This window comes from Streptomyces sp. DT224 (assembly GCF_049844595.1).
In the GTDB taxonomy this organism is placed as follows: domain Bacteria; phylum Actinomycetota; class Actinomycetes; order Streptomycetales; family Streptomycetaceae; genus Streptomyces.
In genome coordinates this window covers 235,025-247,693 of sequence record NZ_JBNCLI010000006.1, presented here as the reverse complement: position 1 = coordinate 247,693, position 12,669 = coordinate 235,025, and the positions used below count along the sequence as shown (strand labels likewise).

The following is a 12,669-nucleotide window of genomic DNA, read 5'->3' as shown; positions in this document are numbered from 1 at the left end:
CGCACGTCCGGCGCCGCCCCACAGCGCGACGGCCGCGTCCGCACCCCTCAGGAGTTGTACGCCGACTGCGCCCGCTCCAGCCCCTCCGCCAGCAGGCACTCCACCGCGTCCGCCGCCCGGTCCACCTCGAACGCCAGCTCCTTGCGCTCCGTGGACGAGAAGTCCTTCAGCACGAAGTCCGCCACCTGCATCCGCCCCGGCGGCCGGCCGATCCCGAACCGCACCCGGTGATAGTCCGCACCCATCGCCTTCGTCATCGACTTCAGCCCGTTGTGCCCGTTGTCCCCGCCACCCAGCTTCAGCCGCAGCGCCCCGTAATCGACGTCCAGCTCGTCGTGCACCGCCACCACATGGTCCAGCGGCACCTTGTAGAAGTCCCGCAGCGCCGCCACCGGACCCCCGGACAGATTCATGTACGACATCGGCTTCGCGACCACCACCCGGCGGCTCAGCGGACCGGGCGGACCGATCCGGCCCTCCAGCACCTGCGCCTGCGCCTTCGGGGCCCGCTTGAACCTGCCGCCGATCCGCTCGGCGAGCAGATCGGCGACCATGAAACCGACGTTGTGCCGGTTCGCCGCGTACTCGGGGCCGGGATTGCCCAGCCCCACGATCAGCCAGGGGTCGGTGGCGTCGGACATCGCGCGAAGTCTCCTCGTTCGTCCGCGTACAGCGGCGTGGACAGGAAAACGGGGCGGCGGCTCCCGGAAAGGGAGACCACCGCCCCGTCAGTCAAGCAGGCGGGACGGGACTCAGCCCTCCGCGCCCTCACCCTCGGCGGACTCGGCGGCCGGCTCCTCGGCCTGCGCGGCGACGACCTGGAGCACGATGGCGTCCTCGTCACCGGCGAGCACGGAGCCCTTGGGCAGCGGGATGTCCTTGGCGAGGATCGACGCACCGGCGTCGAGGCCCTGCACGGAGACCGTGACGGACTCGGGGATGTGGGTGGCCTCGGCCTCGACGAGGAGGGTGTTCTGGACGTACTCGAGCAGGTTGCCACCGGGGGCCAGGTCGCCCTCGACGTGCACCGCGATCTCGACGTTGACCTTCTCGCCGCGCTTCACGGTCAGCAGGTCGACGTGCTCGATGTCGCCCTTGAGCGGGTTGCGCTGGACCGCCTTGGGGATGACCAGGGCGTCCTTGCCGTCGAGCTCGATGCCGATCAGGACGTTGGCGGTACGGAGCGCGAGCTGCAGCTCGTGGGCCGGAAGCGTGATGTGGACGGACTCGGCGCCGTGGCCGTAGACGACCGCGGGGACCTGCTGGGCACGGCGCGCGCGGCGGGCGGCACCCTTGCCGAACTCGGTACGGACCTGGGCGGCGAGCTTGATCTCGGCCATGGCGGCACTCCTCGTGAGGTGACGGAAATACGGACGGTCACCCGGCCATCAACTGGCCTGCTACGAAGAGCGCGCCGATAACGGATCGCCGTACATGAGTACGGCCTCCCTCGCCGAGCAACTCGCTGAGTCTACCCGGCCGGGAGGCCGCACCCCAAAGTGGATCAATGGCGGCACACTCGCCGCCCGGTCCTGCTGCTCCTACTGCTCCTCGAAGAGGCTCGTGACCGAGCCGTCCTCGAAGACCTCGCGCACCGCGCGGGCGATCGTCGGGGCGATCGAGAGCACCTTGATCTTGTCGAGCTCCAGCTCACCCGGCGTCGGCAGGGTGTCCGTGAACACGAACTCGCTGACCTTCGAGTTCTTCAGACGGTCCGCGGCGGGGCCCGAGAGCACACCGTGGGTCGCCGTCACGATGACGTCCTCGGCGCCGTGCGCGAACAGGGCGTCGGCGGCGGCGCAGATCGTGCCGCCCGTGTCGATCATGTCGTCGACCAGGACACAGACCCGGCCCTTCACATTGCCGACGACCTCGTGCACGGTCACCTGGTTGGCGACGTCCTTGTCACGGCGCTTGTGCACGATCGCCAGCGGGGCGTCGAGCCGGTCGCACCAGCGGTCGGCGACACGCACCCGGCCGGCGTCCGGCGAGACGATCGTCAGCTTGGAACGGTCCACCTTGGCGCCCACGTAGTCCGCCAGGATCGGCAGCGCGAACAGGTGGTCCACCGGGCCGTCGAAGAAGCCCTGGATCTGGTCCGTGTGCAGGTCGACCGTCAGTATCCGGTCCGCACCCGCCGTCTTCATCAGGTCCGCGACCAGACGGGCCGAGATCGGCTCGCGGCCGCGGTGCTTCTTGTCCTGGCGGGCGTAGCCGTAGAACGGCACGATCACCGTGATCGAACGGGCCGAGGCGCGCTTCAGCGCGTCCAGCATGATCAGCTGCTCCATGATCCACTTGTTGATCGGAGCCGTGTGGCTCTGGATCAGGAAGCAGTCCGCGCCGCGCGCCGACTCCTGGAAGCGGACGTAGATCTCACCGTTGGCGAAATCGAAAGCCTTCGTCGGCACGAGGCCCACACCCAGCTGGTGCGCGACCTCCTCGGCCAGCTCGGGGTGGGCGCGGCCGGAGAAGAGCATCAGTTTCTTCTCGCCGGTCGTCTTGATCCCGGTCACAGCACAGTCTCCTCAGACGTGTTCCTGGCGCCGCACGCAGATGTCCCGATGTGCAACGAGCCAGCCGAAATGGGGTGAGCATCTATCACGGTACGCGGTGCTGGACGCACCTGTTTCCGGTCAGCTTTCGCCGGCCGGCCTCTCCTCCGCCGCCTGAGCCGCCTGCGCGGCAGCGCTCCCGGGACGCTTGCGCGCCACCCAACCCTCGATATTCCTTTGCTGGCCCCGGGCCACGGCCAGCGAACCGGACGGCACGTCCTTCGTGATGACCGAACCGGCGGCGGTGTACACCCCGTCCCCGACCGTGACAGGCGCCACAAACATATTGTCCGACCCGGTGCGGCAGTGCGACCCGATCGTCGTGTGGTGCTTGGCCACTCCGTCGTAGTTCACGAACACGCTCGCGGCACCGATGTTGGTGTGGTCGCCGATGGTCGCGTCGCCCACGTACGACAGGTGCGGGACCTTGGTCCCCTCGCCGATCGTCGCGTTCTTCATCTCGACGTACGTCCCGGCCTTGGCCTTCGGCCCCAGCTTCGTGCCCGGCCGCAGATAGGCGTACGGACCCACCAGCGCGCCCGGGCCCACCTCGGCGCCGTCCGCCACCGTGTTGTCCACCCGCGCGCCCGCGTGCACGACGGTGTCCGTCAGCCGCGAGTTCGGGCCGACCTCGGCGTCCTCCGCGAGGTGCGTGGCGCCCAGCAGCTGCGTCCCCGGGTGCACGATCGCGTCCCGCTCGAACGTCACCGTGACGTCGATCAGCGTCGAGCCGGGGTCGACCACGGTCACACCGGCCGTCATGGCGCGCTCCAGCAGCCGCTGGTTCAGCAGCCGGCGGGCCTCCGCCAGCTGGACGCGGTTGTTGATGCCCAGGATCTCCCGGTGGTCGCCCGCCACACAGGCGCCGACCCGGTGCCCGGCCTCCCGCAGGATCGACAGCACGTCGGTGAGGTACTCCTCGCCCTGGCTGTTGTCCGTCCGCACCTGCCCCAGCGCCTCGGCGAGCAGCTTCCCGTCGAACGCGAACACCCCGGAGTTGATCTCCCGGATCGCCCGCTGCTCGTCGCTCGCGTCCTTGTGCTCCACGATCTCGGTGACCGCGCCGCTCGCGGCGTCGCGCACGATCCGCCCGTAGCCGGTGGAGTCGGGGACCTCGGCGCTGAGCACGGTGACCGCGTTGCCGTCGGCGGTGTGCGTGGCGGCGAGCGCGGCCAGCGTCTCCCCGGACAGCAGCGGGGTGTCCCCGCACACGACGACGACGGTGCCCTCGACGGCCCCGCCCAGCTCGTCGAGCGCGACCCGCACCGCGTTCCCGGTGCCCTTCTGCTCGGCCTGGTAGGCGGTACGCACCTGCGCGTCGGCGCCGGTGAGGTGGGCGGTGACCTGCTCGTGCGCGTGGCCCACGACCACGACGAGGTGCTGGGGGTCCAGCTCGCGGGAGGCGGCGACGACGTGACCGACGAGCGAGCGCCCGGAGATCTCGTGCAGAACCTTGGGGGTCTTCGACTTCATGCGGGTGCCCTCACCCGCTGCGAGGACGACGACGGCTGCCGGGCGTACGGAGCTCACGGATAGGCCCTTCGGCTTCGGGTGGTGGACATCCGCAGGATACCGGGGGGTGTGGGGCCGGACATGGGCGCGGGCCCCGACCTAGGTGGTCGGGGCCCGTGGTGTTGCTCCGCCGCTAGGACTCGAACCTAGACCGAACATCTCCAAAGGATGCCGTGCTGCCAATTACACTACGGCGGAACACGCGTCAGTTGGGCAAGGAATGGCCCTGCACCAAAACGCTGCCGCCTACTATGCCGCACCACCAGCCCTCGATGCGACGGTAGAGCTCGGCGCTCTGGCGAACTTGGATCACGAGGCAGCCTCGGTAGTTCTCTCCGACGTTCTTGCGGTTGGTCTTGGGGTTGTGCTTCTTCAGTGTTGTCTTGCCGAACTTGGAGACGTCAGTGCAAGTGAGGTCGGCCCAGTAGTTCTCGGCGGCGACGACGTCGGCCGATTCGTGGATCATCAAGTGGAACCGAAGGTTGTCGGGGCTGACGCCGACCAGGGCAAGCCACGCCAGGAAGATCTGGATCATGGCGGGATCGCTGTTCACGAAGGTAACCCGTTCGCGGCGCGCGTGGGGCTTGTCCTTGGTTCCCTCCGCCCAGTACAGTCCGACGCCCAGCAGGAACAGCTCGCGCTCGGTGAGGGCGCCGATCTCGTGCTCTGCGGCACGCTTTGTTTCCTGTCGTTCCCGTTCGCGCCGCTGAAGCACGATCTCCCAGCCTCGCTTGGAGATGGCTGAGGCTTCCTCTCTGGTTCGTGGTGCGGGCTTCGGCAGATCCCGGACCCACAACGAGATCGAACCCTTCGAGCACCCCAGCTCCAGCTGGATCTGGTCGTAGGTCTTCCCTTCCATCCGCAGCTCCCGCGCCCTGGCCCGCAGGTCGTCCTTGGCGTTGGGGCGCTTCGTCCACTCGGGCGGCGGCTCGCCCTCCAGCAAGCGGTTGAGGATGTCGTTGTTGTCGACGTGCAGCCGGTCCCGGATCTGGCGGCGGCTCAAGCCCTCCCGCCGTAACGCCACCGCCCGCTCGCGCAGGCCCTCGAAATCCGCGTACTTGCTCGTGATCTCCGTCATGTGCCAAGCGTTGTCCGGAATCCGGACGTCCGGGTCGAATGGGCGGTCGATTCAATATTTCGGGCGGTTGTTCTCCAAACGGCCTCCGGTCGAACGTACGACGTGCTGTGCAGGTCCCCCGAAAATGGGATGCGGCCGCCCGTACGCTGGATGCCATGACCGCAACGGGGGAAGACCGGGAAGCGGCGGGTCCGAGCCCCCGTGGCTACTGGTGGTGGGAACGGCGACGGAGTGTCGCGCTGGATGTGGGGCTCGCGCTCGGTTCGGCGGTGGAGTGCGGGTTCGAAGGGGTGGCCTTCGCGGCGGACACCGGGCTTCCGGTGTCCTTCGGGGTGGTGTTCGGGGTGGTCGCGGGGGCCGTGCTGCTGGTGCGGCGGCGGTGGCCGATCGCCGTGGTGCTGGTCTCGATCGCGACGACGCCCGCCGAGATGGGCTTCCTGATGGGGCTCGTCGGCCTGTACACGCTGGCCGCGTCTGAGGTGCCCCGGCGGATCACCGCGGTGCTGATGAGCATGTCCCTGGTGGGGACGTTCATCGTGACGTACGTACGGCTGCGCCAGGGCGTCGACGAGAACGCGGACTTCGGGCCCGGCGACTGGTACGTGCCCATGCTGTCCCTCTTCATGGCCGTCGGGCTGACCGCCCCGCCCGTGCTGTTCGGGCTGTACACAGGGGCCCGGCGCCGGCTGATGGAGAGCCTGCGGGAGCGCGCGGACTCGCTGGAGCGGGAGCTGTCCCTGCTCGCGGACCGGGCCGAGGAGCGGGCCGAGTGGGCCCGTACGGAGGAGCGGACCCGGATCGCCCGCGAGATGCACGACGTGGTCGCCCACCGGGTGAGCCTGATGGTCGTGCACGCGGCGGCGCTCCAGGCCGTGGCGCCCAAGGACCCCGCGAAGGCCGTGCGCAACGCGGCCCTGGTCGGCGACATGGGGCGCCAGGCGCTCACCGAGTTGCGCGAGATGCTGGGCGTCCTGCGGACCGGCGAGCCGATGCGGGTCCCGGTGGACAGGGTGCCGCTGGCCTCCGTGGGCCGGGCGGCGCAGGCCGCGGCGGAGGACGGGCCGCGGCTGGACGAGGTGGAGGCGCTGGTCGGCCAGTCGCGGGCGGCGGGCATGACCGTGGAGCTGTCGGTCGAGGGGCCCGCCCGCGCGTACGCGCCCGAGGTCGAGCAGACGGCGTACCGGGTGGTGCAGGAGGCCCTGACCAACGTCCACAAGCACGCGGCGGGCGCGAAGACCTGGGTGCGGCTGGCGCACCGGGGCGCCGAGGTCGCCATGCAGGTGGAGAACGGCCCGACGGACGCGGCGACGGCCGACGCGGGCCTGCCGAGCGGCGGCAACGGCCTGGTCGGCATGCGCGAACGGGTCCTCGGCCTGGGGGGCGTCTTCGTCTCGGGTCCCACGGACGCGGGCGGCTTCCGGGTGTCGGCGGTTCTGCCGGACGAGGGGGAGCCCAGCCCGTCCGGCGGTTGAGGACGGAACCCTCGCGGTGGTGACCGCGCGCCCGGCGTGAGGCGGCGGCCCGGTGGAGCCCGCGGCGACCGCGCACCGCGCGTCCGGCGTGGAACCGCGCGCCGGAGACCCCGGCTCAGCCCGAGACGAGCCGCTCCGGCTGCAGCCCCGTCACCAGCGTCGCCAGGGCCGTGTCGATGTCCTGGCCGAGGTACCAGTCCCCGGTGTGGTCGATGGAGTACACCCGCCCGGTCAGGTCGATCGCGAGGACGGCCTGGCCGTCCCCCTCCTCGCCGAGCGGCGCGACCTCGGTCGCCAGTGCGCGGCCGAGGTCGCCCAGGGTGCGGGCCAGGTGCAGGCCGCTCAGCGGGTCGATGCGGACGGCCGGCGGCGCGATCTGGCGGCCCGGCGCCGTGGCGGTGATCCGGAGGCCGCCGAACTCGGCCCACGCCTCGACCGCGGCCGGGAAGACGGCGTGCTGGTGTCCGGCGGGCGAGGCGTGCGCGCGCAGGGCGTCGGCCCACTCCTCGGCCTGGCGGATGTCCCAGCGGCCGGGCGTCCAGCCGGCGGCGCGCAGGGCGGCGTCGACGGCGACGGGGAAGCGGGTGGCGGACTGGCGGTCGGGGCCGGTCTGCCGGGGCAGGTCGGTGCGGTCGTGCATGGGCGCGGTCAGCTCTTCTCTGCGGTGGTGGCCGCGCCGGTCGCGGTGAGGTCGACCGGGCGTACGCCGAAGTGGGCGAGCATGACGGCGCAGGAGCGGCAGGGTGCCGCGTAGCTGCCGTGCAGGGGGTCGCCGTCCTCGCGGATGCGGCGGGCGGTGAGCCGGGCGTGCTTGAGGGCGCGGCGGGCCTCGCCGTTGGTGAGGGGCTTGCGCTGGGCGCGCTTGGAGCGCCCGGCTTCGGCGGCGGTGAGGTGCCGGGAGAGGAGTATGGCCTCGGGGCAGCGGCCGGTGAACCGTTCGCGCTGGGCGCTGGGGAGGGTGTCCAGGAAGTCCTGGACGAGGTGGTGGAGTACCGGTGGCTGGTCGCCCTTGCCGGCGGTGCAGGTGAGTGTCTCGCCGCGGACGGACAGGGCGGCGGCGACGGCGGGCAGGATGCCGTCGCGGCGTTGGCCGAGCCGGGGCGCGGGGCTCTTGTCGGTGCTGCTCCAGCTGAGTCGTGGGTCCCCGGTGGTGACGGTCTGTGCAGAGTGTGCGGTGTGCATGGTGCTGTGTCCCTCCCGTGCCCGCAGCGGCCGCTGCCTTCTGTGCACGCCCCCGTGTTTGCCGGTGACAGCCTGCCAAATGTGTCGGGTCCTGTGAAAGCTGGGTCGGTGAAACGTGTCTGCGTGTCGCGGATCGGTGGCGCCGCCGTCGCTCGTCCGTCACGTGGCTGTGACGTTTGGTGACGGTTGTGGCCAGGGGATGGCGGGGCCGGTTCCCGTACGGGTGTCACCGCTTAGGCTGTGCCTGGACCGCCTCCTGGGCAGGTCGGTCCTCATCAGCCAGACGCAGCAGGGGGCAACCGCCATGACGACAGGTCGGCTCGGGCAGCAAGCCGCGCCACCGAACGCGGCCTACGCCGGGCAGCTCGTGCACTTCCCGGACCCGGTCCGGGCGTCCCGCCACCCCAGAGGGGTGCGGATGGACGAGAACGGCTGTCCGGACTTCTCGCCGTACGCGCGTGCGGCGGCGGAGATCGCGGAGCCTCCGCAGGGTTTCGGGGTGGACGAGTTGCGGCTCACGGACTACGTGTCGGCGAACGCGGCGCTGGCCGAGGCCGGGCACGAGCTGTGGGACACGATCCCGCCGGTGGCGACGCCGCACGGCTGGACCTGGCACCACGTGCCGGGCGGCCGCCGGATGGAGCTGGTCCCGGTGGAGGTGAAGGCGCTGCTGCGCCACCACGGCGGGCTGGCGTCCACGGAGGTGGACCAGGACAAGCGGGGGACGCGCCCGCTCCAGGAGACGCGCCCCGCGCATTTCCGGCTGCCCAAGGGTGCCGTTGCGGTGAGCGAGCAGCAGATCCTGGGTGTGGAGGAGGATCTCGGTTACCGGCTGCCGGGGGCGTACCGCTCGTTCCTGAAGGCGGCGGGCGGTTCGGCCCCGGTGGGCACGGCGCTCGACGCGGAGCTGGGTCTGCTGATCGACCAGCCGTTCTTCACGGTGCGCGAGGAGGCCGCCGTGAACGACCTGGTGTACGTCAACAAGTGCCTGCGCGACCATCTGACGAAGGACTATCTCGGCGTCGCGTTCGTGCAGGGCGGTCTGCTCGCGGTGAAGGTGCGCGGCGAGCGTCTGGGTTCGGTGTGGTTCTGCGCGTACGACGATGCCCGGGACCGTGACGGCTGGACGGTGCAGGAGCGGGTGGACCGGCTGCTGCTGCCGTGCGGTGAGGACTTCGACGCGTTCCTGCAGCGTCTGGCGGGCAGCCCGCCGGAGCTGGAGACGGTGGCGAACCTGATGGTGGACGGCGGCTTCGCGCAGGCCGTCCCGGTGGAGGGGTGAGCGCGATGGTGACCTTCGCTCAGGCGCAGGAGCGCGCGGACGAGTGGGTGAACGGCGACGTTCCGGCGTATCAGCATCGCGAGGTGCGCGTCCGTGAATTCGAACTCGGATTCGTGGTGTGGGCCGAGGACCGTGCGGACGGACCGGTCTCCGACGGTGGCCGGCAGCGGCTGGTGATCGCGCGGGACAGCGGTGAGGCGACGCTGTGGCCCGGGCTGCCGGTGGGTGAGGTGATCCGGCGGTACGAGGAGGAGTACGGCTCGCAGGAGGCGGAGCGGGCCGCTCCGGCGCCGGCGCCCGAGCGGGTGGACCTGAATCAGACGTCGTTCCTGCTGAGCCCGCCCGAGTGGCTGCAGGAGGCGGCGGACAAGCTGGGTATCCCGGACCGGCGTGCGGACCGGGACGACACTCCGCCGCCCGCACCGCCGGCCCCGTCGTCCTTCCCGCCGCCCGCCCCGATCCCGTCGCCCTCGATGTCCTCGCAGGGCGGTTCGGTGGCGTACGAGCCGACCGCGTCGGACGGCGTTCCGGCGTCCTCGCTCCAGCCCCCCGTCGGGGCCACGCCGTGGGCGGGGACCGATGTGAACGCGGATGCGGACGACGCGGGGGTGGCGCTTCCGGCGACGGTGTTCGCGCCGCCGCTGTCGGGCGCCGACGACGAGGAGGAGCTGCCCCCGGTCGTCCCGGCGGACGCGCCGACGGCGCTGATGTCGGGGGGCAGCCAGTTGCCGAAGACCGCGATCGCGCCGAGCCTGGGCGGCGAGCGCCCGCCGGTGCCGGGTCCGCCGGTGCCGGGTCCGCCGGTTCCCGGGACGAGCGTGCCGGGTCCGCCCGTGCCCGGGCAGCACACCCCGCCGCCCGCCCGGCACACCCCGCCGCCCGGTCCGCCCGGCGGCCCCGGGGACATCGCCGACGCCGCGACGAGCAAGGCGGCCATCGCGCCGCGCGCCCAGCGCGGGGGCACGACTCCGCCGCCGCCGGGTGCCCCCGGCACCCCGGGAGCGCGGCCGGGTGCGCCGGTGCCGCCTCCCTCGGGTCCGGGTGCGCCCGGCGCGCCCGCGGGCGGCTATGTGCCGACGCAGCTCGTCTCCCAGCTGGGTCCGCCCGGGGCCCCGCAGCCGCCCGGTCCGCCGGCTCCGCCGCCCGTCGGCGGGGTGCACCAGGCGGCCACGATGTTCGCCGACCCGAACGCGTCGTCCGGTGCGGGTGTCCCGAGGCCGCCCGGCCCGCCGGGTGTTCCGGGCGCGCCCCAGCCGCCCGGTCCGCCGGGAGCGCCCGGCGGGCATCAGCCGCCTCCGCCGCCGGGGGCGACGCCGCCGCCCGGCCCGGGCGGGGTGCACCACGCGGCGACGATGCTCGCGGGGCCGGCGCAGGCCGGTCCGGGGGCGCCGCAGCCGCCGGGTCCGCCGATGGGCGCGCCGCCCGCGTACGGCTATCCGCAGGCGCCGCCCGGTCAGCCGACTGTCGGTCCGGGTTATCAGGCCGTGCTGCGGTTCCGGGCGCCGGACGGCAGTGAGCAGCAGCTGATCCGCCGTTCGGCGCCGGGTACGCCGCACCCGGAGTGGCAGATGCTGCACGAGCTGCGGGCGATGAACGTGCCGCCGCAGCAGGTGATCGAGCTGCACACGGAGCTGGAGTCCTGTGAGCTGCCCGGTGGTTACTGCGCCCGGATGATCCGGGAGACCTGGCCGCAGGTGCGGATCACGTCCGTCGCCCCCTACGGCACGGACCACGCGAGCCGGCAGCAGGGCATGCAGCATCTGCTGACGCACCAGGGTGAGCTGCACCAGGTGGCGGACGGTCCCGCGCGGCCCGCGCCGGTGCGGGCTCCGCTGCCGCAGATGCAGCCCGCGCCGCCGGTGCCGCCGGAGGCGCTGGCCGAGGAGATGATGCAGACCTTCGGTCCGCAGGGCGTGCTCCGCTTCGATCAGCGCGCGGTGTCGCGTCAGGGCGTGCCGGAGATCGTGGCGCGGACGCTGGTGTGGGCGGGTCTGCCCGCCGACTTCGGGCCGTTCTTCTGGGCGCAGCCGGGTCAGCCTGTGGTGCCGACGCTGGCGGAGCTGGCGGCCCAGCGGCAGGTGCAGCCCGCGTCGGACGCGGGGTCGTACCTGGTGATGGGGTCGGACTTCGGCCGGGCGGTCTGCGTCCAGTACGGGACCGCGCACATCGTGGCGGTGCCGGTGGAGGCGGGTCCGGGCGGTGCGCCGGTGCCGCCGCAGTTCGTGAACACGGGGCTGCCGGAGTTCGTGCGCTGCATGGCGTTGCTGGGCCGGATGTGGCGGCTGCGGTACGGGCTGAATCCGGAGCAGGCGGGCCGCTGGACGGTGGACTTCCAGGCGCAGCTGGTGGCGCTGGACGCGGCGGCGCTGGCGTCGCCGGAGAGCTGGTGGTCGGTGCTGCTGGAGCAGATGTGGGACGGCCTCATCTGACGCTCGTGTACGCGAGGCGGGGTGCCCGGTCCCTTTCGGGGGGCCGGGCATCCCGCCTTTTCCGTGTGTGATGCCGGTCGCTTCCGTCCGGAAAGCGCCGCATCGATTCAGACTTCCCGACCAATTGCCGCATCCTTGACCTATCGCTCGTTGGCCGGAGCGTCGGAGTCGGGAAGATCGGAAAGAGGCGTCAGGGATGAGTTCTGCACCGGTGTCCGCGTTCGGGTTCGTCGGTGTGCGGGGCCGTGGGTACCGCCCGGAGCAGGTGGACCGTGCGGTGGCGGCCCTGTCCGCGGAGCGTGACGAGGCCGGGGCGCGGGTGGCCCGGCTGACGGAGCTGGCGCAGGAGCTGGCGGCGGAGTCGGCCCGGCTGGACGAGGCCGTGGCGCGGCTGGCCCCGCCGGACTACGCGTCGCTGGGGGAGCGGGCGCAGCGGATCCTGGCGCTGGCGGAGGAGGAGGCCGCAGAGCTCCTGGGTGCGGCCCGGGAGGAGGCGCAGGCGCTCCGGGACGAGGCGGACGCGACGGCCCGGGCCCTGCGGGAGGCGGCGCGCGCGGAAGCGGAGGCGGTCCGGGCGGCGGCGGAGAGCGCGGCCGGTGAGCTGGTGGCGGCGGCCGAGGCGGCGGCCGGTGAGGCGCTGGAGGCGGCGCGTACGGAAGCGGCCGGGGTGCGTGCGGAGGCGGAGTCCGCGATGGCGGCGACCCGCAGCCGTACGGCGAGCGTGCTGGCGCACCAGGAGCAGGAGCACGCCGAGCGGTACAAGGCGGCGGAGCGGGAGCTCGCGGACGCCGAGGCGTCGCAGGCCGCGGAGCACGCCGGGCTGATGGAGCGCGCGGAGGCGGAGCTCGCGGCCGCGCGCCGGGCCCGCGCGGAGGCGGAGGAGGCGGCGCGGCACGGTCAGGAGGACGCGGAGGCGCGGGCGGCGGAGCTCATCGCGCGGGCGCGGGTGCGCGAGGAGCGGGTGGCGCGGGAGACCGAGCGCATTCTGCGGGTGCACGAGGAGGGCCGCGAGGAGGTCCAGGCCCACATGGCCCACGTACGCAGTTCGCTCGCGGCGCTGACGGGGCGGGTGTCCCCGGCCGCGGAGCCGGCGCGGGAGGAATCGGCGGAGGCCGCGGCGCGGGTGCCCGCGCAGGAGCGGGCGCGCGGCTGACGGTTC

Annotated in this window: 11 protein-coding genes and 1 tRNA gene; 4 read left to right on the top strand and 8 right to left on the bottom strand. The window is 72.7% G+C overall.

Annotated elements, in window-relative coordinates:
- Window positions 1–47 precede the first annotated feature (47 nt).
- The 6 genes from pth to ACLQ2N_RS16905 all read right to left on the bottom strand — a co-directional run bounded on the left by pth (window position 48) and on the right by ACLQ2N_RS16905 (window position 5,145).
- Window positions 48–641 (bottom strand): aminoacyl-tRNA hydrolase, encoded by a 594-nt coding sequence (gene pth, locus ACLQ2N_RS16930; RefSeq protein ID WP_425813716.1) that lies wholly within the window; start codon window positions 639–641, stop codon window positions 48–50.
- 111 nt (window positions 642–752) lie between these two features.
- Window positions 753–1,340, bottom strand: coding sequence for a 50S ribosomal protein L25/general stress protein Ctc (locus ACLQ2N_RS16925; RefSeq protein ID WP_425813714.1), 588 nt, complete (start codon window positions 1,338–1,340; stop codon window positions 753–755).
- A gap of 201 nt (window positions 1,341–1,541) precedes the next feature.
- On the bottom strand, window positions 1,542–2,516 hold the full coding sequence (locus ACLQ2N_RS16920; RefSeq protein ID WP_018104112.1) for a ribose-phosphate diphosphokinase: 975 nt from the start codon (window positions 2,514–2,516) through the stop codon (window positions 1,542–1,544).
- Between the two features lie 120 nt (window positions 2,517–2,636).
- Window positions 2,637–4,085: a bifunctional UDP-N-acetylglucosamine diphosphorylase/glucosamine-1-phosphate N-acetyltransferase GlmU gene (gene glmU, locus ACLQ2N_RS16915; RefSeq protein ID WP_425813712.1), complete on the bottom strand. Its 1,449-nt coding sequence runs from the start codon at window positions 4,083–4,085 to the stop codon at window positions 2,637–2,639.
- A 107-nt stretch (window positions 4,086–4,192) separates the two neighbouring features.
- Window positions 4,193–4,265: transfer RNA gene (locus tag ACLQ2N_RS16910), tRNA-Gln, on the bottom strand.
- Between the two features lie 7 nt (window positions 4,266–4,272).
- On the bottom strand, window positions 4,273–5,145 hold the full coding sequence (locus ACLQ2N_RS16905) for a hypothetical protein (protein ID WP_425813710.1): 873 nt from the start codon (window positions 5,143–5,145) through the stop codon (window positions 4,273–4,275).
- Window positions 5,146–5,300: 155 nt separating this feature from the next.
- Between ACLQ2N_RS16905 and ACLQ2N_RS16900 the strand changes: the two genes are divergently transcribed.
- The gene (locus ACLQ2N_RS16900; RefSeq protein WP_425813708.1) at window positions 5,301–6,617 is read left to right on the top strand and encodes a sensor histidine kinase; all 1,317 of its coding nucleotides are present in this window, start codon (window positions 5,301–5,303) and stop codon (window positions 6,615–6,617) included.
- Between the two features lie 115 nt (window positions 6,618–6,732).
- On the opposite strand, the gene ACLQ2N_RS16895 is transcribed toward ACLQ2N_RS16900, so the two are convergent.
- Together ACLQ2N_RS16895 and ACLQ2N_RS16890 are read right to left on the bottom strand one after the other, a co-directional pair.
- A complete protein-coding gene (locus ACLQ2N_RS16895; RefSeq protein ID WP_425813706.1) occupies window positions 6,733–7,257 on the bottom strand; it encodes an SUKH-3 domain-containing protein in 525 nt (174 codons plus the stop codon).
- An 8-nt stretch (window positions 7,258–7,265) separates the two neighbouring features.
- A complete protein-coding gene (locus ACLQ2N_RS16890; RefSeq protein ID WP_425813704.1) occupies window positions 7,266–7,799 on the bottom strand; it encodes a YwqJ-related putative deaminase in 534 nt (177 codons plus the stop codon).
- Between the two features lie 304 nt (window positions 7,800–8,103).
- On the opposite strand from ACLQ2N_RS16890, the gene ACLQ2N_RS16885 reads away from it, so the two are divergent.
- From ACLQ2N_RS16885 to ACLQ2N_RS16875, 3 genes are all read left to right on the top strand, one after another.
- Window positions 8,104–9,081 carry an SMI1/KNR4 family protein gene (locus ACLQ2N_RS16885; RefSeq protein WP_425813702.1) on the top strand — a complete coding sequence of 326 codons (978 nt, stop codon included), beginning with the start codon at window positions 8,104–8,106 and terminating at the stop codon, window positions 9,079–9,081.
- Between the two features lie 5 nt (window positions 9,082–9,086).
- On the top strand, window positions 9,087–11,510 hold the full coding sequence (locus ACLQ2N_RS16880) for an SUKH-4 family immunity protein (RefSeq protein ID WP_425813700.1): 2,424 nt from the start codon (window positions 9,087–9,089) through the stop codon (window positions 11,508–11,510).
- A gap of 196 nt (window positions 11,511–11,706) precedes the next feature.
- Window positions 11,707–12,663, top strand: a complete 957-nt coding sequence (locus tag ACLQ2N_RS16875) for a cellulose-binding protein (protein ID WP_425813698.1) — start codon at window positions 11,707–11,709, stop codon at window positions 12,661–12,663.
- Window positions 12,664–12,669 lie beyond the last annotated feature (6 nt).